16 protein-coding genes and 1 pseudogene are annotated in these 22567 nt (G+C 67.5%); 6 read left to right on the top strand and 11 right to left on the bottom strand.

Going from position 1 to position 22567, the window contains the following annotated elements:
• Positions 1 to 104 precede the first annotated feature (104 nt).
• From H5407_RS13025 to H5407_RS13010, 4 genes are all read left to right on the top strand, one after another.
• Positions 105 to 2852: a M9 family metallopeptidase gene (locus H5407_RS13025; protein ID WP_183104882.1), complete on the top strand. Its 2748-nt coding sequence runs from the start codon at positions 105 to 107 to the stop codon at positions 2850 to 2852.
• 133 nt (positions 2853 to 2985) lie between these two features.
• Positions 2986 to 3363, top strand: a complete 378-nt coding sequence (locus tag H5407_RS13020; protein ID WP_183104881.1) for a hypothetical protein — start codon at positions 2986 to 2988, stop codon at positions 3361 to 3363.
• Positions 3360 to 3932 (top strand): RNA polymerase sigma factor, encoded by a 573-nt coding sequence (locus H5407_RS13015; RefSeq protein ID WP_183104880.1) that lies wholly within the window; start codon positions 3360 to 3362, stop codon positions 3930 to 3932. The genes H5407_RS13020 and H5407_RS13015 overlap by 4 nt, the downstream gene beginning before the upstream one ends.
• 28 nt (positions 3933 to 3960) lie before the next feature.
• Complete coding sequence (locus tag H5407_RS13010) at positions 3961 to 4959, top strand: anti-sigma factor (protein WP_255501231.1); 999 nt, start codon at positions 3961 to 3963, stop codon at positions 4957 to 4959.
• A gap of 190 nt (positions 4960 to 5149) precedes the next feature.
• Here the strand turns inward: H5407_RS13010 and H5407_RS13005 are convergent.
• The 3 genes and pseudogenes from H5407_RS13005 to H5407_RS12995 form a co-directional block, all read right to left on the bottom strand.
• Positions 5150 to 6170, bottom strand: a pseudogene (locus H5407_RS13005) (transposase); the annotation flags it as partial.
• A gap of 186 nt (positions 6171 to 6356) precedes the next feature.
• Positions 6357 to 6860: a PEP-CTERM sorting domain-containing protein gene (locus tag H5407_RS13000; RefSeq protein WP_183104879.1), complete on the bottom strand. Its 504-nt coding sequence runs from the start codon at positions 6858 to 6860 to the stop codon at positions 6357 to 6359.
• A 17-nt stretch (positions 6861 to 6877) separates the two neighbouring features.
• Positions 6878 to 9937: an ExeM/NucH family extracellular endonuclease gene (locus tag H5407_RS12995; protein ID WP_183104878.1), complete on the bottom strand. Its 3060-nt coding sequence runs from the start codon at positions 9935 to 9937 to the stop codon at positions 6878 to 6880.
• A 601-nt stretch (positions 9938 to 10538) separates the two neighbouring features.
• On the opposite strand from H5407_RS12995, the gene H5407_RS12990 reads away from it, so the two are divergent.
• A complete protein-coding gene (locus H5407_RS12990) occupies positions 10539 to 12290 on the top strand; it encodes an ABC transporter ATP-binding protein (RefSeq protein WP_183104877.1) in 1752 nt (583 codons plus the stop codon).
• Complete coding sequence (locus H5407_RS12985) at positions 12280 to 14076, top strand: ABC transporter ATP-binding protein (RefSeq protein ID WP_183104876.1); 1797 nt, start codon at positions 12280 to 12282, stop codon at positions 14074 to 14076. The genes H5407_RS12990 and H5407_RS12985 overlap by 11 nt, the downstream gene beginning before the upstream one ends.
• Positions 14077 to 14104: 28 nt before the next feature.
• On the opposite strand, the gene H5407_RS12980 is transcribed toward H5407_RS12985, so the two are convergent.
• The 8 genes from H5407_RS12980 to ftsA form a co-directional block, all read right to left on the bottom strand.
• Entirely contained in the window at positions 14105 to 14290 is a 186-nt protein-coding gene (locus tag H5407_RS12980; RefSeq protein ID WP_183104875.1) for a hypothetical protein, read from the bottom strand.
• A complete protein-coding gene (locus tag H5407_RS12975; RefSeq protein ID WP_183104874.1) occupies positions 14287 to 14547 on the bottom strand; it encodes a hypothetical protein in 261 nt (86 codons plus the stop codon). The genes H5407_RS12980 and H5407_RS12975 overlap by 4 nt, the downstream gene beginning before the upstream one ends.
• Positions 14548 to 14611: 64 nt before the next feature.
• Positions 14612 to 15304 carry a hypothetical protein gene (locus tag H5407_RS12970; RefSeq protein WP_183104873.1) on the bottom strand — a complete coding sequence of 231 codons (693 nt, stop codon included), beginning with the start codon at positions 15302 to 15304 and terminating at the stop codon, positions 14612 to 14614.
• Positions 15297 to 16484, bottom strand: coding sequence for an AAA family ATPase (locus tag H5407_RS12965; protein ID WP_183104872.1), 1188 nt, complete (start codon positions 16482 to 16484; stop codon positions 15297 to 15299). The genes H5407_RS12970 and H5407_RS12965 overlap by 8 nt, the downstream gene beginning before the upstream one ends.
• A 110-nt stretch (positions 16485 to 16594) precedes the next feature.
• On the bottom strand, positions 16595 to 17530 hold the full coding sequence (gene lpxC / locus H5407_RS12960; protein ID WP_183104871.1) for a UDP-3-O-acyl-N-acetylglucosamine deacetylase: 936 nt from the start codon (positions 17528 to 17530) through the stop codon (positions 16595 to 16597).
• A 17-nt stretch (positions 17531 to 17547) separates the two neighbouring features.
• Positions 17548 to 19590, bottom strand: coding sequence for a sensor histidine kinase (locus H5407_RS12955; RefSeq protein ID WP_183104870.1), 2043 nt, complete (start codon positions 19588 to 19590; stop codon positions 17548 to 17550).
• Between the two features lie 295 nt (positions 19591 to 19885).
• On the bottom strand, positions 19886 to 21118 hold the full coding sequence (ftsZ, locus tag H5407_RS12950) for a cell division protein FtsZ (RefSeq protein ID WP_183104869.1): 1233 nt from the start codon (positions 21116 to 21118) through the stop codon (positions 19886 to 19888).
• A 210-nt stretch (positions 21119 to 21328) separates the two neighbouring features.
• A complete protein-coding gene (gene ftsA / locus H5407_RS12945; protein WP_183104868.1) occupies positions 21329 to 22558 on the bottom strand; it encodes a cell division protein FtsA in 1230 nt (409 codons plus the stop codon).
• Positions 22559 to 22567: the final 9 nt, after the last annotated feature.

The following is a 22567-nucleotide window of genomic DNA, read 5'->3' as shown; positions in this document are numbered from 1 at the left end:
TACAGCATGCTAGCTATATATTTATGGCATTTTTCTGAAATACATCTTGAAATGTGCGTCGCACGCCCGGCGGCGTGCACAACACCCCCTCAACGGAGACCAAGATGTCCGAAATTTCAAGAAATGCATGGCCCCCGCTACGCCATGCCGCGCCGTGGCTGGCACTGGCCTTTGGCCTGGGCGCTATGTCCGGCGCCCAGGCGGCCGACACGGCCAGCCTGCGGGCCACCCAGGCCCAGCAGGCCCACAGCAGCCTGCCCGGTGAACCCCAGCAGGGCGAGCATGTGGGCAAGAAGGGCCTGCATCCCTCCCAACTGCCCCTGCGCAACGCGGACAGCCTGACCCCGCCCCTGCAGCGCGAGAACTTCAAGCCCGAGAACACCAGCGCCCGCCGTCGCAGCCTCTCGGCCAGGACCCTGGCCTCCGGCTCGGCGGTCTGCACGGGCACCGATTTCGTCGGCAAGAGCGGCAGCACCCTGCTGAGCTTCATCGACAACGCATCCCTGCGCGAGTGCATGTACAAGCTCTACGTCGGCTCGGCCGCCCAGTACCGCACGGTGTTCAGCGACGCCAACATCATCACCGTTGCCGACGAACTCAAGCGCCGCGCCCTCAGCTACAACGGGACGGACAGCAACAAGTCCATGAACCTGCTGTCCTTCCTGCGCACGGCGGGCTACTGGAACTACATGTCCGTGCGCGGTGACAGCTACAACGGCATTCCCGCCGGCAGCACCGCCATGCTGAACTCGGCGCGCGGCGCCCTGACCCAGCTGATGAATGCCCCGGCCTTCATGAACCAGACCGAGGACAACGCCTACTTCGCCAGCGAAGTCTTCAAGACCGTGGCCTCCGGCTTTGCCGCCAGCATGGCGCCCGTCGCCAAGCGCTGGATCGATCAGACCCAGGCCAGCACCTTCGCCACCGGCTACTGGACCAACGAGACCATCCTGGCCGCAATGAACGTGCTGTTCTACGGTGATGGCCAGGACGACTTCGGCGCCGCTGTGGCCAACGACGCCAGCTATGCGCGCTCGCTGGACGCCTTCCTCACCCGCAACCGCAGCCAGGCCGGCACCAGCTACGGCTACCACCTGGCCAACGCCATGGGCGAGATGCTGCGCTTCCTGCGCTACCCGGCGCTCGTCAGCACCGTGCGTCCGCTGGGCGTCACCCAGATCGCCAACTACAAGGCGACCGACGACGCCACCATCGACGTCTGGATGCGCGGCGCTTCCATGGTCGACAAGTACGACAGCGCCAACTGCAGCAGCTACGGCACCTGCAACTCCTACGACACCGTGGCCCGCATCAAGCTGCCGATCAACTACGCCTGCGGCACGCAGTACGTGATTCGCGCCCAGGCCATGACTTCCCAGCAGTTGGCCGACACCTGCACCAGCATCACCAACCAGACCGGCTACTTCCATGGCCTGTTCGGCACCAATGCCTCGCAGCCGGTGGCCAATGACACCAATGCCAAGCTCGAGCTGGTGGTCTTCGACAGCTATGCCCAGTACTCGCGCTTCTCGGGCTTCCTGTTCGGCAACGACACCAACAACGGCGGCATCTACCTGGAAGGCACGCCCTCGGAGCCCGGCAACCAGGCCCGCTTCCTGGCCCACCGCGCCGACTGGCTGGCCGGCTTCGAGATCTGGAACCTGAACCACGAGTTCACCCACTACCTGGATGGCCGCTACAACCTGTGGGGCGGCTTCGGAGCCTATCCGCTGGAGCTCAACGGCAGCGTCAAGAACTCCTCCGTCTGGTGGATCGAAGGCGTGGCCGAGTACGTGTCCTACAGCTATCGCCGTGCCTACAACGCCGATGCGACCTCGCGCGCCCAGACCGCCCCCGTGGCCCTCAGCGAAGTGATGCGCAACACCTACAGCAGCGGCCAGACCCGGGTCTACAACTGGGGCTACCTTGCCGTGCGCTACATGCTGGAGCGCCAACCCAGCCAGGACCAGGCCTTCCTGCCCCTGATGCGCAAGGGTGACTACGTCGGCTACAGCAACCGCATCGACGCCATCGGCACCAGCCTGGACGCCGACTTCAAGTCCTGGCTGACCCAGTGCATCGGCAATGGCGACCTCGCCAGCTCCAACTGCACGAGCCGCCGCGCCAACACCCTGCCCCTGCTGAACGCCGACGCCATCGGCGCCTGCAACCTCTCCAGCACCAGCGTGCTGGCCAATGGCTGCAGCCGCGCACTGAGCGGCACCGGCCCCTTCAGCTTCTCGATGAACGCCAAGAGCTGGGAGCTGGCCATCTTCCGCCTGTCCAACCTCAAGGGCGGTGCCGACATCTACGCCAAGACCACCGGCTGGCCCTCCACGACGGACTATGAGGTCACGGTCGGCGGCAGCAACGCCGACCTGCGCCTGCCCCTGCAGACGCGCGGTGCGGGCTATGTCTACGTGATGGTGGTGCCCCGCGGCGACTTCGTCTCCGCCACCCTGCGCGGCATGTTCAGCGACCTGCCCCTGCAGCCGGCCGCTCCCGACTGGAGCCAGGGCCCCGTCTGCACCGACGCCAGCGGCTATGCCCTGAACACCAACGGCTGCGTGCGCACCGGTCTGACGAGCAGCGGCAGCAACCCCGGCTGGTACGCCGTGCTCGTGCCCACGGGCAAGAGCGCCATCACCATCAAGACCACCGGCGGCACCGGCAATGCGGACGTCTACCTGAAGCACAACGCCTGGCCGTCCACCACGGACTATGGCTGCCGCTCGATGGCGTCCGGCAACACCGAAACCTGCCGCCTCAGCGGCCTGCCCTCGGGCACATGGGTCTACGTGATGCTGACGCCCGGCTACAGCAACCTGAGCATCGCCGCCACCGCGGACTGATGGGCAGACGGGCACAGCGCTCGCGCTGACAACGCTAAGGGCCGGCGCCATGCCGGCCCTTTTCTTTTTTCGAGGGCGATGGAATATTCGGCCTGGGCGCGGTGTTCTACCTTCACCTCAACAGGAGACGCCTATGAAGCCCCCTCGCCTCGCCCTGCCCCTGCTCGCCACGATCACCCTGACCCTGGCCGCCTGCGCCAGCACCCCGCCGGCCCCTGCCCGCGCGCAGGACGGCGCCCTGGTCGGCGCCAACGGCATGACGCTCTACACCTTCGACAAGGACAGCGCCGGCAAGAGCACCTGCAACGGCCCCTGCACCGCCAACTGGCCCCCGCTGATGGCCGCAGCCGATGCCAAGGCCGGTGGCGACTGGACCGTGATCACCCGCGACGACGGCAGCCGCCAGTGGGCCTACAAGAGCAAGCCGCTGTACTACTGGGCCAAGGACCAGAAGCCCGGCGATCGCACCGGCGACGGCTTCAACAAGGTCTGGCACCTCGCCACCCCATGACCCTGGACGACACGCTCCCCCACCTCCCCCGGCTGCGGCGCCACGCGCGCCTGCTGACGGGCGATGCCAGCCGCGCCGACGACCTGCTGCAGGACACCCTGGAGCACGCCGCGCGCAAGGCCCATCGCTGGGTGGCGCCGGCGGAGGAGCGTGTCCCCGGTGCCGCGCTGCGGGCCTGGCTGCTGACGCTGATGCACCGGCGCTTTCTCAACCAGTGGCGGGACGAACAGGCCGCCCGCATGGAAAGCCTGGACGAGTCCCATGAGGCTCACGCGGCCCAGGCGCCGCATGAACTGCACGCCTCGCACTGGCAGCATCGCCCCCATGAGCAGCTCCAGCTCCGCCTGGACCTCGAACGCGGCCTGGGCGCCCTGCCCCCGGCAGCCCGCGAGGTCCTGCTGCTGGTCTGCGTGGAAGAGCTCAGCTACGAGGCCACCGCCCAGGTGCTGGACGTGCCCGTGGGCACGGTGATGTCCCGCCTGTCCCGTGCCCGCGAGCGCCTGCGCGTGCTCATGAATGAGCCCGCCCGCCCCGTGGCCGGCGCGCCTGCCCTGCGCGTCGTCAAATGAGCCCGGCCCTGCCGCCCGAGGAATTCGCATGAGCGCCCCCCATGATCCCCACGGCCCCGGCAATGCCGGGCAAGACCTGACCCCCACGCCATCGCCGTCAACGCCGCCGCCTGACGAAGCCAGCCTGCATGCACTCGTGGATGGCGAGCTCACGTCCGACGAGGCCCAGGCCCTGCGCCGCCAGCTCCAGGACTGGCCCGAGCTGGCGGCCAAGGTGCAGGACTGGCAGGCCCAGCGCGAAGCCTTGCAGGCCCTGCACGCCGACGAGCTCCAGCAGCCGGTGCCCGCGCGGCTGCTCGACGCCTGGCGCCAGGCGGCTGCGCAACCGGGCCGCCCGACCGACGACGCCACCACCTCAGGCCATGGCGCGGCAACTTCCGGCGCTGCCGGTGCGGCCGACGCCCTCCCCTGGTGGGCCCATCGCCAAGCCGCGATGTGGCTGCTGATGGGCAGCGTGGCCGTCTCGGGCGCCGCAGGCACCGCCCTGGGCTGGCACTGGGGCCAGCACGAGGCCGGCGCCGCGAGCCCCTCGCAGGCCGCACTGCAGCCGTCCACGACACCGCCCTTCGTGCGCGACGCCGCCATCGCCCATGCCGTCTACCAGGTCGAGCGCCGCCATCCCGTGGAGGTGCCGGCCAGCGAGCAGGACCATCTGATGCAATGGCTCTCCAAGCGCCTGGGCCAGCCCCTGCGCGCACCGGACCTGCAAGCCGAGGGCTACCGCCTGATGGGCGGCCGCCTGCTACCCGCTGGCGAGATGGCCTCAGGCCATGCGCTCGCCCGCGCCCAGCTGATGTACGAGAACGGCCAGGGGCAACGCCTGACCCTCTACATCGCCGTCGATGGCAGCCCCGCGGGCCGCGAGCGTGGCGCCGCCTTCCGGCGCAGCGAGCAACGCCAGGGCGAGCTGCTCACCCGCAGCATCTACTGGATGGATGGGCCGCTGGCGTACGCGCTCAGTGGGTCGGTGGGGGCGGGGGAGCTGGAGGCGTTGAGTCAGCGGGTGTATCGGGGGTTGCAGGGGTGAGGGTTTGGTGCTGGTGACGCTCGCACGCAATGATGCTCGGATGGCGGCTTGAGGCGGGGTCCTAACTGGCGCCCTCCCATACACGGAGCACAGCACCCTGATTACCGTGATCGAAGTCGGCGTTCCTCTTGGTCTGTCCGCGCTCTGTGTGTACGTGGCTAGGCGCTTCTCTGGCTCAGCCTAAACAACGGCCCATCCAGTGCTTGAGCGTGCCGAACACATGCTCAATGGTGCGCTTGCGTACCGTCATGGCATCCGGCATGCGGTCCAGTCGCTGCTGCACCCTTTCCGCAATCTCTTCGTGCTCCCAGCGCCGGATGCGTCGGTATTCACTGGTCGTGCACTGCGCTTTCATGGGGCACGAGGGGCAGGCGCTGGACCAGTAAATGCGGATCGGCAGCCCCGCCTCTTCACGACTGAAGCGGTGTATCGCTCGCTGCCCTGCGGGACATTGGTATTGGTCTTCCCGAGCGATGTAGATGAAGTCTGTCTTGTCGAATCGGCCTTCTGCCCTTGCGTTGGACGTCATCGAGCTGTTGATCCGGTAGGGCCTGAAGCTGTGCCTTAACGGCTTGAAGCTCTTGCATGCGCTGCCGCATCTTCTGGATCTTGCCTTGCAGGCGCGCCGTCTTCGCCTGCATCTCCACCGGCTGTGTCCGGTCGGCCGTCTCCAATGCATCGAGGTAGCGCTGGATGCTCTCTTCCAGTTCACGTTCGCGACGCTCGATCTTGCCTGGCGTGTAGTTGCGTTCGCGGTTGTTGACCGCCTTGAACTTGCTGCCATCGACGGCCACGACAGCCTCGGTGAACAGCTTCAGTTCTCGGCACAGCATCACGAAGCGGCGACAGACGTTGCGGATGCCTTTGCCGTTGTCCCGACGGAAGTCCGCGATGGTCTTGAAGTCGGGAGCCAGCCTGCCAGTCAGCCACATCAGCTCCACATTGCGCTGGCATTCGCGCTCAAGACGCCGGCTGGACTGGATGCGATTGAGGTAGCCGTACAAGTACAGCTTCAAGAGCACCGACGGGTGATACGAGGGGCGGCCCGTCGCAGCAGGCCTCGCCCCATCGAAGCCCAGCGCTGCGAGGTCCAGCTCGTCAATGAACACGTCAACGACCCGAACCGTGTTGTCTGTGTCAATGAAGTCGTCCAGGCACTCTGGCAGCAGCGTGACCTGGTGCCGATCCTCTCCCTCGATGAATCGCTTCATGTGGCAGCCCTGAGTGGCGTTCCCACAATCTAGGCAGCAGTGCGCGCAATCCAAGGAGGGTTTTCACACAGCCTCGCTGCATAGCCGCCCTCCCCAACGCCAGCCCCTCCGCCACCGAACTTCCCCCCGCAACTGCAAAGAAAAGGGCGCCGCAAGCGGCGCCCCTCAGGCAGTCAGCCGAATCGATCAGCCCTTGCGCCGCCTCACCACCGCCAGGCCGCCCAGCGCCAGCAGGCTCAGGGCCAGGCTGGCCGGCTCGGGCACGGCGGAGGCCGCGCCCTTGACCGTGTAGGCGCCGCTGCTCTCCACACCGCCGGTCAGGCTGTAGTGCAGATAGGCATCGCTGCTGTCAAACGAGCCGGAGGTGAAGCTGAGGCTCCAGTCCGGCGTGCCGTCAAAGTAGCTCAGGCCCAGGAAGATGCCGTCCTGAAAGTCGGCGGTCGCCGTGGCGTTGAGGCCGTGGCTGGCGCCGAGAAAGTCCAGGCCGAAGCTGCTCAGCGCCACGGACTCGAAGCCGCTGAAGCTCAGGCCAGCGTCGTCGTAGCTGAAGAAGCCGGTGAAGGTTTCGTTCAGCAGCGGGCCGGCATCGATCAGGCCCTCGAAGGTCTTGCTGACGGGCGCGGCCTGCGCGCCCAGGCTCAGGCCGGCCGTCAGCGCGGCGCCGGCGATCAGTGATGCGATTGTTTTCATGATGGATCCCTCAGGGTTCAGAACTTGAAGATGGCCGGCGTCACGGCGCTGCAGCCCAGGCCCTTGAGCAGGACCACGGGGCGGGACTTGGCCGTGCCCACGGCGCCGTCGGGGTCGTAGCCGATCAGAGCGCCGCCGGTGGACGGCGTGCAGGTGACGAAGCCCTGGCCCAGCGGGTCGGCGCTGCCGATGCCCACGCTCTTCAGCAGCTCGGTGAAGACCAGCAGGTCCTCGCCGGGCGTGAAGTCGTTGATGGTATCGATGCCGTCCGCGCCGCTGCGGTAGACGAACTGGTCACGGCCCTTGCCGCCGGTCAGCGAGTCGCGGCCCAGGCCGCCCTCGAGGACGTCGTCGCCGTCCGTGCCCACCAGGGTGTCATTGCCGGCGGTGCCGACGATGGTCTTGGTCAGGTCCAGGCCCATCACCATGGGGTCGTGGTCCGAGCTCTTGAACGCGGTGGGCGTGTAGTAGTCGGGGCCGCAGCTGGCGCAGGCGGGCTGCTTGAACTCCAGGTTGTAGTCGATGATGGTGGGCTCGTCGGCGTTGATATGCCAGGAGGTCGCATAGACCACCTTCGGGCTCAGCTCGGCCGAGCTGAAGCCGTGGTCCAGGCGGCCGGCCATGGCGTCGAAGACGTAGGAGTAGTCCGTCGGGTCGAAGCGGCCGACCTGGTCCACGATGCTGCCGTCGCCGGTCAGCGCCAGGATGGGATCCTCCTTGGCGTAGGCATTGAAGTCACCCAGCATCACCACCTGCGGCGTGCCGAAGGCGCTCTTCACCGTGCCCAGGAAGGTCTTCAGGCGCTGGGCCTGCTTGACGCGGGTGGCCGTCCAGCAGCCCTGCAGGCCGTCGTCCACGTCCGGGCCCGAGGAGGGGCAGCTGCCCTTGGACTTCAGGTGGTTGACGATCACCGAGAACTTCTCGCCGTTGGGCAGCAGGAAGCCCTGGGCCAGCGGCGGGCGGTTGTTGATGCTGTCCGGGTCCGAGATCGGCACGCCATTGAGCGTCAGCTTGCCCGGCTTGTAGATCATGGCCACGCGGATGGCATCGTCGCCCGTGCCCTGGGCCGGGGTGGGCACGATGGCGTAGGTGCCCGCGCCGACCTGCGCATTGAGCGAGTCCACCAGGTGCTGCACCGCCGTGTTGCCGTTGTTCTGGATCTCCATGAGGCCCACCACGTCGGCGTTCAGGCCGGCCAGGTTGGCGACGATCTTGGCACGCTGGCGCTGGAACTCGGTCAGGCTGTCCGCGCCGCGGCAGTTGCTGGCCGAGACCGAGCCGCCCAGCGAGCAGCCCTGGCCGGTCTTGCCGTCGAAGGTCTGGCCATTGGTGAAGGTGGTGAAGAAGTTCAGCACATTGGCGCTGGCGATGCGCACATTGCCGCCCGTTACCTGCGGCGTGGCCGTGCGCGGGTTGGTGCGCGCGAAGTCCGGTGCAGCCAGCGGGTGGATCTTGTACGAGCCCGCACCCCCACTGCTGCTGGTGGCCAGGCCGTAGTCGATCACGCCGGTGAGCGTGGCAAGCGAGTCGCCCGCGCGCACCGTGGCGTCCGCAGCCATGAAGGGCGTGGGGCTGGGGTTCTGCAGCGAGGTGCCGTCGTCCAGGATGATGGCGCGGCGCAGGTTGTCGGCCTTCAGCGCCAGGGCGTCCGGCCCGGCGGGCAGCACGTTGGTGGGCGTCAGCAGGCGGCCACCGGCAGCCAGGGTCAGCTGGCCGAAGCGGCCCAGGAAGTAGTTCTGCTGCACGGTCAGCGGGCCGCGCAGGGTCACGACCATGCCTTCGTAGGCTTCCAGGCCATCGACCGGCAGGGCGGCCAGGTCCACCTCCACGGGCGTGACGGCATAGCCGCTGCCCTGCACCACGATGGCCGTGGGCGAGGTCAGCTGGGTCAGGGGGCGAGCCAGGGTGGCGGCATTGCCGGCGGAGCCCACGTTGAACTCGGCCACCTTGGCACTGAGCTGGATGAGCTGGCCCACGCTCACGGTGGGCGCGGTGCTGGTGAAGACGAAGATGCCGTCCGAGGTCGTCGGGTCGCCGTCGCCCACGGGGTCCTGCAGGAAGAAGCCGTTGCTGTTGAGCTTGGTGACCACGCCGCGCGTCGTCACCGTTTGTCCCTCGTAGGGGCTCTTGGCGCCGTTGCCCTGGAGCTTGTAGATGGGCACCGGGCCGCTGACATTGACCTTGAAACTGCAGCTGGCGTGCTGGCCGCCGTCATTGCTCCAGTCCAGGCTGAGGCTGTAGAGACCGGGCAGCACGCTGCCGTCCACGCGGACCGACTGGCTGGCCGTGCCGCCCACGCTGCCCGCGGCGCTGAAGCCGTTCAGGGTGATGCCCGCCGGCCAGCTGCCCACGATGCTGGCGGCGTTGACGATGCTGTCGGCGTCCGCCGCCGTCACGGTCAGGGTGCTGATGCTGCCTGAGGTGGCGTTGCCGTCCGGGCAGCTGGGGATGATGGGCTGCGTCACCGGCACGCCGCCGCAGGCCTTGAAGGGGCTGGCGCTGTTGCGCGGCAGGGGCGTGGCTAGGCTGAAGTCGGCGCTGTTGTTGTTGCTGTCGGTGCAGCCCTCGGCCACGCGGAAGGCGGCGTTGCTGACGCTCAGGGTGGGCGTGGGCGAGCCCTCGGTGGGCGTGGCGGCCGTGCCGAAGCTGACGATGTCCTCGACGCCGGCCGGATTCGTGCCGCTCAGTGCCGCCGTGCTGCGCACCAGGGCCACCTTGCCCGCCGTGGCAGACATGGGGATGTTGCCGGTGATGTCACCGGGGACGTCCACCGTGCCGCCCGCGCCCGCCTGCTGCTTGACCAGCAGGTACTGGCCGGCCTGGAGCTGGGTGCCGGCGGGGATGCCGGTCACCTGCCAGCTGCTGCCGCCCGATGAGGCGTACTGGACGGACCAGCCACCAATGTTCACCGCCGTGGTCCCGGCATTGAAGATCTCGATGTAGTCGTTCTTGTAGCTGGCGCCGGTGTTGCCGCCTGCGCCGTAGATCTGGCTGATCACGACGCCGCTGGACGAGGCCAGGGCCGCCGGCGCGGCGAAGGCCGCGGCCAGCAGGAATGCCAAGGGTTTGAGCTTCATGGTTTGCATCTCGTGTGCTGCTAGGGGTAGGACTCTGTGTGCAGGGGATCGCCGCAGCAGCGGTGGGCGAAGCAGCGGCCCGGCAAAGGCGCAAACCTTTGCGATCCCCGGAAGCCGCAAAGGTTTGCGTTCTTCCGCCTACGCCTGACGGCGCACTGCTCCTGCTCTACCCTGCTGCGCGATCCCATGGCGGCGACGAACGGGCTCATCTCCGCTGCACGGTTTGCGCCCCGGCCCACGACCTCTGCCACGGCGCACGCGCATGCTAGCGAGGGCATGTGACAAATTCACGCGCTGGATCGCGGGGGGGCGGGTCTGGTCTGGCAGCAGCGGGGGCGCGCCCTGCGTCAACTTGGCGCACCGGGGCAGGCCCACTGGCCCCCATGGCCACGGGGCGCTCCCCGCACAGCACACCCGCCATGCCCCGGACAGGGTGCGCGGGGGTCTCTTGTCGCCCTGGGGCAAACCATGTGGAAGTCAGGCAACAGCCCGCGTCGGCCGGGGGGCATGGCCTGGCGATGTCACCTTTGGATGCGTCTGAGCAGCCTTGGCACAATGAGCGTCGCACGCTTCTGCCGGATGCGCTTAAGCTCCGCCCCCCATGACACTCACCCGCCTTCTTTCGGCCTTCGTGGCCCGGCACTGGCGTGCCTATGCCTCGTCCGCCGTGATGCTGGCCACCATCGCCCTGCTGACCGTCTGGATCCCACGCCAGGTTGGCCACCTGGTCGATGGCTTGGCCCTGGGCCGGCTGCAGGGCCCGGACCTGCTGATGCAGCTGGGCCTGCTGCTGGTGGCAGGCCTGTCCATCTACCTGCTGCGCGTGGGCTGGCGGCTGCAGCTCTTCGCTGCGGCCTACCGCCTGGGTCGCGAGCTGCGCACCCGGCTGTACGAACGCATGACCCTGCAGGGCCCGGCTTTCTTCCAGGTCCAGCGCAGCGGCGACCTCATGGCCCTGGCCACCAATGACATCGACGCGGTCGAGATGGCCGCCGGCGAAGCCCTGCTGGCCGCCTTCGACGGCAGCCTCACCCTGATCCTGGTGCTGAGCATGATGACCCTGGGCGTGGACTGGCGCCTGGGCCTCGCTGCCCTGATCCCCTTCCCGCTGATGGCCCTGGCCTTCTGGTTCATCTCCAACCATGTGCACCTGGCCTGGAAAGACTCGCTCGCCCGCTTCTCCAACCTCAACCAGCATGCCCAGGAAAGCCTGGCCGGCGTGCGCACGCTGCGCGCCCTGGGCCTGATCCCGCGGGCCGGCCGCCAGTTCCATGAGCTGGCCGACCACGCCGGCGAGGCCGCCTTCCGCGCCCAGCGCTGGGAGGCCGCCTACGAGCCGGCAGTGGGCATGGCGCTGACCGCCGCCACCGTCATCGCCCTGGGCCTGGGCGGCTGGCTGGTGGCCCGCCAGGAGCTGAGCATCGGCCAACTGACCAGCTTCACCATGTACCTGGGCCAGCTGATCTGGCCCATGTTCGCAGCGGGCTGGGTGCTGTCCCTGCTGGAACGCGGCCGGGCCGCCTGGAGCCGCCTGCAGCCCGTGCTGGACGCCCCGCTGAGCCTGCAGGACAGCGGCCGCCTGGCCATGCCCACGGAGGTGCCCCTGCACCTGCAGAGCCTGGGTTTCGGCTATCCCGGCAGCGAGCGCCAGGCCCTCGGCGGCATCAGCCTGAGCCTGGCCCCGGGCCGTACCCTGGGCATCGTGGGTCCTACCGGATCGGGCAAGTCCACCCTGCTGAAGCTGCTGCTGCGGCAGTTCGAGCCGAGCGAGGGTCAGGTCTTGCTGGGCCAGCTGCCCCTGGTGGAGGTGCGCCTGGAAGCCCTGCGCCGCGGCCTGGCCTGGGTGCCGCAGGAGCCTTTCCTCTTCTCGGCCTCCATCGCCGAGAACATCGCCCTGGCCCGCCCGGAAGCGTCGCGCGAAGCGGTCGAGCAGGTGGCCCGCCTGGCCGCGGTGCACGAGGACATTGCCGCCCTGCCCCAGGGCTACGAGACGCTCGTGGGCGAACGCGGCGTGACGCTTTCGGGCGGCCAGCGCCAGCGCGTGGCCATCGCCCGCGCCCTGCTCAGCGAAGCGCCCCTGCTGATGCTGGACGACGCCCTCTCCGCCGTGGACACCGGCACCGAGACTCAGATCCTTTCGCACCTGCGCGAGCTGCGCCAGCAGCATCCCGAGCGCGGCCTCGTCGTGGTGAGCCACCGCCTCAGCGCGGTAATGGAGGCGGACGAGATCGTGGTGCTCAAGGCCGGCCGCATCGTCGAGCGAGGCACGCACGAGGCCCTGCTGACCCTGGGTGGCTGGTATGCCGCGCAATGGCGCTATCAACAACTGGAGGCCTCGCTCGATGCAGCCTGAGGACAAGAACAAGGCCCCGAGCCCCTGGCAGGCCGTCGGTCTGCTGCTGGAGGCGGCCCGCCCCGAGAAGCGCAGCCTGCGCTGGGGCGCGCTGTGGCTGCTGATCGCCGCCGGCCTGGAGGCCATTGGCCCGGCCCTGGGCAAGCGCTTCATCGACGAACACCTGCTGCCGCGCCAGTTCGAGCTGCCCGCCATGGCCGCCCTGCTGGCGGGCCTGCTGCTGTGCGGCTGGACGGCCTCCTGGGTGCGCTACGCCCAGCTGACCCGCATGGCCGGGGTGGCTCGGCGCTCGGTGCTGCGCCTGAGGGACCGCGTCTTCGCCCACGTCATGGGCCTGCCCATGGCCTTCTTCGACCGCTCCATCTCGGGTCAGCTGCTGAGCCGCGTCACCAACGACACCGAGGCAGTCAACCAGCTCTACCGCCAGGTGCTCTACGTGATGCTGGACTCCAGCCTCGTGATCCTGGGCGCCCTGGCGGCGATGGCATGGCTGGACTGGCGGCTGATGCTCATCGTGCTGGCCCTGGTGCCGGCCAGCGTGCTGATCATCTGGCTCTACCAGCGCTGGAGCGCGCCAGCGGTGCAGCGCGCGCGCGAGCTGCGCTCCGACATCAACGCCCAGATGGCCGAGAGCCTGGCCGGCATGGCGGTGCTGCAGGCCTCCGGCGCCGCCGGGCGCTTCGCCCAGCGCTTCGAGCAGACCAATGGCCAGCACTGGGAGGCCCGCGTGTCCGAGCTGCGCGCCAATGCCTGGCTGCTGCGCCCGGCGCTGGACCTGCTCAATGTGCTGCTGATCATCACCCTCATCTACGGCTTCGGCCAGCGCGAGGCCCTGCATGTGGCCGGCCTGGGCGAGGCCATGGAGGTGGGCCTGCTCTACGCCTTCCTGAGCTACATCTCGCGGGTGGTGGAGCCGCTGATCCAGATCACGATGCAGTTCGGCCAGCTGCAGCAGTCCATGGTCGCCGCCTCGCGGGTGCGCACGCTGCTGCAGGAGCCGGGCGAGGCCAGCCAGCAGCAGGCCGAGGCCCGCATCACGCGCGGCGATCTGAGCGTGGAGCGCCTGAGCTTCGCCTACAAGGACACGGCCGAGGGCCAACCCCTGTGGGTGCTCAAGGACCTGGACCTTCACTTCCCGGCCGGCAGCTTCACCGGCATCGTGGGCCACACGGGCTCGGGCAAGAGCACCCTGCTCTCTCTGCTGCTGCGCTTCTACCGGGCACAGCGGGGTCAGGTCTTGATCGACGGCCAGCCCCTGGCCCACATCCCCGACGCCGCCTTCCGTGACGCCGTGGGCCTGGTGCCGCAGGAGCCCTACCTGATGGCGGCCTCGGCGCGCGAGAACATCACCATGGGTCGGGACATTTCAGAGGACGCCATGGTCCGCGCGGCCCGCCAGGCCCGCATCCATGACTACCTCGCCAGCCTGCCCCAGGGCTATGACACCCTGCTGGGCGAAGGCGGGGCGCGCGTATCGACCGGCCAGAAGCAGCTCATCGCCATGGCCCGCGCCCTGGCCGGTGCGCCGCGGGTGCTTTTCCTGGACGAAGCCACGGCCAGCATCGACAGCGCCACCGAGGCCCTGATCTCCGAGGCCCTGCGCGAGCTGCACGGTGAGGTCAGCGTGATCGCCATTGCGCACCGGCTCTCCACCATCCGCGAGGCGGACCAGATCCTGGTGCTCAACCACGGCCGCCTCGCCGAACAAGGCACGCACGAGGCGCTGATGGACATTGAGGGCGGGATCTACCAGCGGCTCGTGCAGCTGCAGGCCCTGGAGGAATGAGTGCGGCGGCCAGCCCGGCCGCCTGCATTCAGAGCATCACGGCCAGGCGTTCCAGCAGCAGCACGCCGAAGAAGCCGAAGGCAGCCAGCAGGGTCCACTTGACCAGCAGCTGACCGCGCCGCCGCCACAGGGGCTGGCGGGTACCGATGTACATCGCGAAGCACAGCAGTGCGCCCAGCAGGAGCAGGCCGAATACGAGGCGGAAGAGCATCATGGGTGCGACGCCTCCGCCCTGTCGGGCACAGGGCGCAGCAGCTCTTCCAGGGTCTCGAAGTAGCGCCGATGGGTATGGCGGACGTCCTGCTCGCTGCCGGCCTCCAGCAGGATGATCTCGAACTCGCCGGGCTGTCGCAGCTGCGCCAGCTCACGGTCCAGGCGCGCACGCTCCGCCTCCTGCCGCTGCTCGTCGGCGTAGGTGAGGAAGTCGACGAGGGTCGCTTTCTTGCGGTCGTAGTGGACGAGGAAGATCATGGGGGTCAGGTCCGGATTGGGGAGAGTTTGATCGTGCCTCTCATCTTCGACTTGGCATGGCGTGTCAAAGCGCTGCAAGCACCGCCTGCTCAAATGCTCGAGCCTGCCCGCAGTGTGCGCGGATCGCGTCCCAATTCGCAGCCACCTTGCTGGCAGCTGCCCTGTAGTCTCGTGGCGTCTTCTTGATTCTCTGGCTCAGAGGTAGATTCCTCAGCCTCGACTCCAACTGAGCGTTGCACTCCGCAGCGGACAGCAAAGCGTGGCCAGAAGGCAAGGTCGCCGCGGCCAACCAGGCACCGATGGACTGGGCAGGCAGACAAAGCACGGTCTTCGCTCCAGGCTGAGCCGGCTGAAGCCAGCTCATCAATGCGCCTGTCAACGGTGCAACTGAGGCAGAAGCGGGTGGGCACGGCTGCGCACAAGGCAAATCCGCCCATTCATTGGCAAGGGCCATTTCGGTCACGGCTGGCCCACAGTCCTCATAGGAGGCTGCCGCCACGTCTACATCGAGGTGAATGATCAGAAGATCGAAACCTTCAAGCGTAGGATCAGTGTCCAGCGTCCCTGCATGTCGATGACCAGCGGCATGACACCACTTGAGAACGCCGCTCCATCCCGTTCCCATATCTGGGCGCGTATGCTCGGGCTGCAAAGGTGTTAGCACAAAGGACCTGGGCAAAATCGCCAGAAGTGAAGCCTTGACGATTTCGTAGTCAGTAGGCCCCTCGGCCACCAATGCGATGTGCATGTCAGACATTGGGGACAGCTCCCAGGCTCCCCATCATCCAAAGGCGAGAAAGCGGGTACTCCCTGTTCTGCCGAGCCAGCGCCGGAGATATTTCGACGCGGCGCACAACCGTCAGCCCGTTGCCGTTGCGCTCCACGGCGAAGAGGCGTGTTTCTGGATCATCCAGGTCCAGGCCATCCAGCACCGCCGGATTGTGCGCGGTGAAAAGCAACTGCCGATCACCGGGATTCTTGCAAAGCCAGCTCGACAAGCGCGAGGTCATCTTAGCCAGCAACCTGGGATTGAGTGCCTGGTCCAGGTTATCGATGGCCAGCGTAAGGGGGGCCAGGGGTGACAAGCACAACACGGCGCAAAAGATGATGTACAGCGCACCCTCGCTGGCATCGTAGGCCGTCAACTCGTTGCGGGATTTATTCATGAAGCGGTCGGTGAACTTCAGCATCAGCTTCGTTCGGGGAACCTTACTGGACACGAGCGAAGCACCGTGGCTCGTGGCCTGAACATCAGCCACCCAGTCGATCAGTTCCAGCACTTCATCCAGGGTCTCCTCGCCCGGCTCACCAAGCGACTTCAGATGCGTATTTAGTGCCTCAAAGCCTTCGGCGAGCCCGCCCCCATTCAAGCCGACCGGCCACCGCGATTGCACGTCAGGTGCGATTCCCCGCAGCGTGGGTGTGTTCGGGCAGTAGATCGCGTATTCCTGTAGGCGTTGCATCAGCCTCGCGGCCGCGTTGCCCGGATCCAGATCCACCATCTTGAGCGCCGCCAGACCGGCTTGAGGGTTCAAGTTCTTCTTGTTTCGGACACCATCCGAGACGGGTTCATGCACACCATCGCTCAAGACCTCCGTCTTGTAGGACCAAGCCGGCTCCGGCGACAGCAAGGGGTTCAGCAAGGAGACTCGATAGGCTTCGCGCTGGTCACCCACGACGCCAATACCGATATGGGCCGGCGTGCGCTCCGTGGCAAAGGAGCTTTTGTACAAGCGTGGCAAGCCCGCGCGCACGCCTCGGCGGAGCAGGCTCTCGTCATCCACCACGCCGTTGGCTGCAGCGCCCAGAACCCCGAGCGCCTCAAGAACATTGCTCTTGCCCACACCATTGGCGCCGATGAAGCAGTTCAGGCGCCCCAGCTCAATCGTTCCCTCATGGATGGACTTGAAGCCATGAATGTTCACCGTTCGCAACATGCCGGAATCCCCAAGTTTTCGTCAGCACCGTGAGCCAAAGAGGTCCCTGACGAGACAGGCATTATCAAGACATCTGCGCGTAGCCAAGCACAGAGGCAACGATTGGGCCATCACCACGCCGGCGCCAGCGCCGCAAAACCCTGCGGTGCCTCGCGCTCGTCTTCGAACGTGACGATCTCGTAGTTGGCCTCGTCGGCCAGCAGGGCGCGCAGCAGCTGGTTGTTCAGGGCGTGGCCGCCCTTGAAGGAGGTGTAGGCGCCCAGCATGGGGTGGCCGGCGACGTGCATGTCGCCGATGGCGTCGAGGATCTTGTGCTTGACGAACTCGTCGTCGTAGCGGAGGCCGTCGGCATTGAGCACGCGGTAGTCGTCCACGACGATGGCGTTGTCCATGGCGCCGCCCAGGGTCAGGCCGCGGGAGCGCATCAGCTCGATGTCCTTGGTCATGCCGAAGGTGCGGGCACGGGCGATCTGCTTCTTGTACAGGCCGGAGCCCATGTCGAAGGTGAACTGCTGGCCCGTGGCCGCGACGGCGGGGTTGTCGAACTCGATCTGGAAGGACAGGGTGTAGCCATGCCAGGGCTCCAGACGCGCCCACATCAGGCGCTTGCCCTCGCCCTGGCGCACCTCGACCGTCTTCTTCACCCGCAGGAAGCGCTTGGGCGCGTCTTGCAGCTGGATGCCGGCGCTCTGCAGCAGGAAGACGTAGCTGGCGGCCGAGCCGTCGAGGATGGGGACCTCGTCGGCGGTGATGTCCACGTAGAGATTGTCCAGGCCCAGGCCGGCGCAGGCCGAGAGCAGGTGCTCGATGGTCTGCACGCGCGGCGCACCCGGGTCGCCGCCGGGGCTCACGGTGGTAGCCATGCGGGTGTCACAGACTGTGCTGGCGCGCACGGGGATGTCCACGGGCACGTTGAGATCGATGCGGCGAAAGACGATGCCGGTGTCGGGTGCGGCAGGCCGCAGCGTCATCTCGACCTTCTGGCCGCTGTGGATGCCCACGCCGACGGCGCGGGTCAGCGACTTCAGGGTTCTTTGCTTGAGCATGCGCCTATTGTCGGCGATCAGGCCCCGCCCTGCCCGCCCGGGGCCATGGCGGGCGGGCCCGGATCGGCGCCCGAGGTGCCATCCTCCCCCTTGCTCACGGGCAGGCGCAGGCTCAGCCGAGTGCCCAGGCCCGGCGCGCTGTCCACGTGCAGGGTGCCGCCCAGGCGCTGCACGCGCTTGACCTGGTTGCGCAGGCCACGGCCCTTGCGCGCCGAGGCCATGTCGAAGCCCTGGCCGTCGTCCTCCACACGGATCTCGATGCGGTCGCCCAGGTCGCGCGTGGCAATACGCACGCGCTGGGCGCGGGCATGCTTGAGCACATTGTTGAGGGCCTCCTGGAGCAGACGCAGCACATGCAGGGCATCCGGCGGTTCCAGCCAGGGCAGTGGCGGGAGGTCCTGCACGTCCCACTCCATCACCAGGCCCGAGCCCTGCAGGCGCTTGGCCAGGCGGTAGCGCATGGTGGCCAGCAGGGAGACCAGGTCGTGGCCCACGGGCTCCAGGGAGTCGATCACCAGGCGCAGGTCGTCCACACATTCGCGCAGCACCTCCACCACGGTGGGCTGCTCCATGCGGCCCTGCTCCACGGCCACCATGGCCGAAAGCAGAGAGGATCCCAGACCGTCGTGCATGTCCTGCATGAGGCGCTGGCGTTCCAGCAGCAGGGCCTGCTGACGCTCGGCCTCGCGCAACTGTTCGTGCTGGGCCGAGAGCTGGCGGCCCTGCTCGGACAGGCGCTGGGCCAGGTGTTCGTTGGCCCGCTCGACCTGGTTCAGCGCGCCCAAGTAGCGACTGCGCACCGCATAGAGGAAGCTGGCTACGATGATCAAGGTACTGAAGGGCATCAGGTAGATGTGCTCGGGCCAGCCCCAGCCTGCCAGCAGGCCCAGGTCGTGCACGCCCAGCCCCAGCCCGATGACCAGGGCAATGACGATGGCCCACAGCTCGCGGCTGCGTGCGCGCCAGGCCACGCGCAGCATGAAGCCCGTGCCCAGGATCCCCACGACCCCGTTGGCCAGGTGCTGGGCCACCACGGTGTCATAGAAGCGGCCCCAGGTCGGCAGGGTCAGCAGGCCTGTGACGACGACGAAGCCCAGCCCGAAGCGCTCGAAGCGCCGGTAGCGCGTGGGCACGAAGCGCAGCGCGAACATGAAGGTCAGCAGCATCACCCAGGACATGGACGCATGCGTCAGCCACCAGAACCAGTCCAGGGCGTCGAGGCTGCGCGGCATGTCCAGGTGGTAATGCAGGTTGCGCAGCAGCCAGGCCAGGCTGGCCAGGGTGAAGAGCAGGTAGGCGGGCTCCTGGCGGCGGCACCACCACAGCGTGATCGAGAACAGGGCCAGCACCACGAGGGTCAGGCCCGTGGCCTGGGGCACGCCGATCTGCAGGGCCCAGCGGCGCTCGACCATGGGCTCCAGGTCCTCGCGCGCCCCCAGCCAGGCTGTGGTGACGGTGTAGAAGCCCTTGCGGTGCACGGGCACGGCCAGGACGATCTCCATGTCCTGCCCCTCATGCAGGGCCGTCAGCGCGCCGGGGATCAGCGCCCACAGCGGCCGCACCCACTGCTCGCGGGCACCGGCCTGGTTGTCGTAGATGGGGCGCCAGCCGGCCTCGGTGCGCACCAGCACCGCCGTTGCCATGCCCACGACCTTGGGGCTGTAGAGCGCCACGCTGGTGGGCCAGCGGTCATCCGGCGCGCGGTAGCGGAAGCGGTACCAGCGCATCTGGTACTCGGCGGGGCCGGAGAAATCGGTGCTGATGGCGCGCTGACGGATGTCCGGCAGGTCCACCTGCCGCCAGGCCTGCACCTCCTCGGGGGGCAGCAGCGTCGCGGGCAGTGCCGCATTGCTGCCGTCGATGCGGCGCAGCGCGGTCCACCAGGCCTGCAGGTCCTGGCGGCTCAGCGCGGTGACGGCCAGCTCCGCCGTGCGGGCCTGCTCGCCTGCGCGCATGGTCGGCAACTCGGGGTGCAGGCGCGGCGGCACCTGGGCCCGGGCCTGCGGGGCGCACAGCAGCAGCGCCAGCAAAAGCCCCAGGATCCACGCCGGGAAATGCAAGAACGTATCCGGCTGACGACGCCGCCCAACAACAGCCATGAGTTATTGAAATAGTGGCGGCATGCATGCCGCGAAGCGGCTGCAGTCTGCGCCGAGCGACCAAGGCTGCCAAGACGGACGTCCCGCGCAAGCATGGGGAGCGTCGCGTAAATACGAAGCGCAGCCCAGCGGACTTACAAACAAAAACACCCGTCCGCGCCTGAAGGAGGTAAGGCGCGACGGGTGAAGTCAGCGAGCCCCCCCCCGGCGGGGCACGAGTCGCCGGGGGCGGCGGGCGCAAGGGCCCGCGGGAGGCTCAGTCTGCCTGCTTGCGCAGGAAGGCCGGGATCTCGATCTCGTCCATGCCGTTGGAGGACAGGGCCTCGACCTTGGCGGCGGCCGTGCGGCCATGACGCCAGACGCTGGGCACGCTCATGCCGCCGAAGTCCTGGGCCACCGATTGCGCGGTGGGCACCGGGGCGCCCATGGCGGGGTTGCCCATCATCACGGGGTTGGTCAGCACCGGCATGTTGTCAGTGCCGGTGCGCAGCTGGGCCTGCTGCTGCACGACCTGCAGCGGCTGCTGCTGGGCGGCGCGGCGCGACAGGCCGGTGGCGATCACGGTGACGCGCATGGCGTCGCCCAGGCTCTCGTCGTAGGCGGTGCCGTAGATGATGTGGGCATCCTCGGCCGCATAGCGCTTGATGGTGTTCATCGCGTTGCGGGACTCGCTGAGCTTGAAGTTGCTCTTGCCCGCGGCGATCAGCACCAGCACGCCCCGCGCGCCGGAGAGGTCGATGCCTTCCAGCAGCGGGCAGGCCACGGCGGCTTCGGCCGCCTTAGCGGCGCGGTCCGGGCCGGTGGCTTGCGCCGTACCCATCATGGCCTTGCCAGGCTCGCTCATCACGGTCTTGACGTCTTCGAAATCGACGTTCACGAGGCCGGGGATGTGGATGATGTCCGAGATGCCGCCCACGGCGTTCTTCAGCACGTCATTGGCGTGCGCGAAGGCCTGGTCCTGGGTGACGTCCTCGCCCAGCACGTCCAACAGCTTCTCGTTCAGCACGACGATGAGGGAATCGACGTTGGCCTCCAACTCGGCCAGGCCACTGTCGGCAGCCTTGATGCGGCGCGAGCCTTCGAACTCGAAGGGCTTGGTCACCACACCCACCGTCAGGATGCCCATCTCCTTGGCAACGCGGGCGATCACGGGGGCCGCGCCGGTGCCGGTACCACCGCCCATGCCGGCGGTGATGAAGAGCATGTTGGCGCCCGTGATGGCCTCGCGGATGCGGGCCTCGGCCTCCTCCGCGGCAGCCTTGCCGGCCTCGGGCTTGGCGCCTGCGCCCAGGCCCGTGGTGCCCAGCTGCAGCAGCTGGTCGGCCTTGGAACGGTTCAGTGCCTGTGCATCGGTATTGGCGCAAATGAATTCCACGCCTTGCACGCCCTGATCAATCATGTGATCGACCGCGTTGCCACCGCCGCCACCGACACCAATCACCTTGATTTGGGTGCCCTGATCAAACTCTTCGATCATCTCGATCGCCATAACATACCTCCTTCAGCAATTGTGCAGTTGCCAGCAGAAAAAAACGAGAGGGATCTACCCTTTTTTATGGGTACCCCCCTTGTTTTTTGGGGGTTTGTATCCCTTTACACCACATTCCAGGACCCTTGCGGGCTCATCCCGGTCCCATATTCACCAACACGTCCTCATCAAACCCGCCCAAACCGGTCCATACCCTTTGGCCGGTGGGTCTCAGAAATTCCCCAGAAACCAGTCCTTGGCGCGGCCGAACAGGGTTTTCACCGAGCCCGCCTGCTGCGCCGCCTTCAAGCCGCGGGTGCGCGACAGCCGGGCCTCCTCCAGCAGGCCCATCACCGTGGCCGAACGCGGGTTGGCCACCATGTCGAACAGGGCGCCGCTATAGGTCGGGTTTCCGCGCCGCACGGGTTTGAGGAAAATGTCCTCGGCCAGTTCGACCATACCCGGCATGACCGCCGAGCCCCCGGTCAGCACAATCCCCGAGGACAGCAGCTCCTCATACCCGGATTCGCGGATGACCTGCTGGACCAGAGAGAAGATTTCCTCGACACGGGGTTCAATAACACCCGCAAGTGCTTGTTTTGAAAGCATCCGGGGCGCCCGATCGCCCAAACCCGGCACCTCGACCTGGTCAGAGGGGTCGGCCAGCAATTGCTTGGCCACGCCATGCTCGACCTTGATTTCCTCGGCATCCTTGGTCGGTGTGCGCAGGGCCATCGCAATATCGCTGGTGATCAAATCCCCGGCGATGGGAATCACGGCGGTATGGCGAATGGAGCCGCCGGTGAAGATGGCGACGTCCGTTGTACCGGCGCCGATATCCACCAGCGCCACGCCCAGGTCCCGCTCGTCCGAGGTCAGGGCGGCCAGGCTGGAGGCGCTGGGGTTGAGCACCAGTTGGTCCACCTCCAGGCCGCAGCGGCGCACGCATTTGACGATGTTCTCGGCGGCACTTTGAGCGCCGGTCACGATGTGGACCTTGACCTCCAGGCGGCCGCCGCTCATGCCGATGGGTTCCTTGACCTCATGGCCGTCGATCACGAATTCCTGCGGCTCGACCAGCAGCAGGCGCTGGTCGTTGGGGATGTTGATGGCCTTGGCGGTCTCGACCACGCGGGCAACGTCCACCGGGGTGACCTCCTTGTCGCGCACGATGACCATGCCGGTGGAGTTCTGGCCGCGGATGTGGCTGCCTGTGATGCCGGTGAAGACGCGGCTGATCTTGCAGTCCGCCATCATCTCGGCCTCCTTGAGCGCCTGCTGGATGGACTGCACGGTGGCGTCGATGTTCACCACCACGCCGCGCTTGAGCCCGTGCGAAGGCGCCACGCCCAGGCCCGCGATGCGCAGCTCGCCATTGCCCATGACCTCGGCCACGACGGCCATGATCTTGGCGGTGCCGATGTCCAAGCCGACGACCAGATCCTTGTATTCCTTGGCCATGTCAGTCCT

Origin of the sequence: Mitsuaria sp. WAJ17, from assembly GCF_014174515.1 — a bacterium.
Taxonomy (GTDB): domain Bacteria; phylum Pseudomonadota; class Gammaproteobacteria; order Burkholderiales; family Burkholderiaceae_C; genus Roseateles_B.
This window is presented reverse-complemented; position numbering and strand designations above follow the sequence as displayed.

Excerpts from the sequence above, each read along its gene's own strand:
- H5407_RS13025 (WP_183104882.1), top strand. The coding sequence starts at position 105 with ATGTCCGAAATTTCAAGAAATGCATGGCCCCCGCTACGCCATGCCGCG.
- H5407_RS13020 (WP_183104881.1), top strand. The coding sequence starts at position 2,986 with ATGAAGCCCCCTCGCCTCGCCCTGCCCCTGCTCGCCACGATCACCCTG.
- H5407_RS13015 (WP_183104880.1), top strand. The coding sequence starts at position 3,360 with ATGACCCTGGACGACACGCTCCCCCACCTCCCCCGGCTGCGGCGCCAC.
- H5407_RS13010 (WP_255501231.1), top strand. The coding sequence starts at position 3,961 with ATGAGCGCCCCCCATGATCCCCACGGCCCCGGCAATGCCGGGCAAGAC.
- H5407_RS13000 (WP_183104879.1), bottom strand. The coding sequence starts at position 6,860 with ATGAAAACAATCGCATCACTGATCGCCGGCGCCGCGCTGACGGCCGGC.
- H5407_RS12995 (WP_183104878.1), bottom strand. The coding sequence starts at position 9,937 with ATGAAGCTCAAACCCTTGGCATTCCTGCTGGCCGCGGCCTTCGCCGCG.
- H5407_RS12990 (WP_183104877.1), top strand. The coding sequence starts at position 10,539 with ATGACACTCACCCGCCTTCTTTCGGCCTTCGTGGCCCGGCACTGGCGT.
- H5407_RS12985 (WP_183104876.1), top strand. The coding sequence starts at position 12,280 with ATGCAGCCTGAGGACAAGAACAAGGCCCCGAGCCCCTGGCAGGCCGTC.
- H5407_RS12980 (WP_183104875.1), bottom strand. The coding sequence starts at position 14,290 with ATGATGCTCTTCCGCCTCGTATTCGGCCTGCTCCTGCTGGGCGCACTG.
- H5407_RS12975 (WP_183104874.1), bottom strand. The coding sequence starts at position 14,547 with ATGATCTTCCTCGTCCACTACGACCGCAAGAAAGCGACCCTCGTCGAC.
- H5407_RS12970 (WP_183104873.1), bottom strand. The coding sequence starts at position 15,304 with ATGTCTGACATGCACATCGCATTGGTGGCCGAGGGGCCTACTGACTAC.
- H5407_RS12965 (WP_183104872.1), bottom strand. The coding sequence starts at position 16,484 with ATGTTGCGAACGGTGAACATTCATGGCTTCAAGTCCATCCATGAGGGA.
- lpxC (WP_183104871.1), bottom strand. The coding sequence starts at position 17,530 with ATGCTCAAGCAAAGAACCCTGAAGTCGCTGACCCGCGCCGTCGGCGTG.
- ftsZ (WP_183104869.1), bottom strand. The coding sequence starts at position 21,118 with ATGGCGATCGAGATGATCGAAGAGTTTGATCAGGGCACCCAAATCAAG.
- ftsA (WP_183104868.1), bottom strand. The coding sequence starts at position 22,558 with ATGGCCAAGGAATACAAGGATCTGGTCGTCGGCTTGGACATCGGCACC.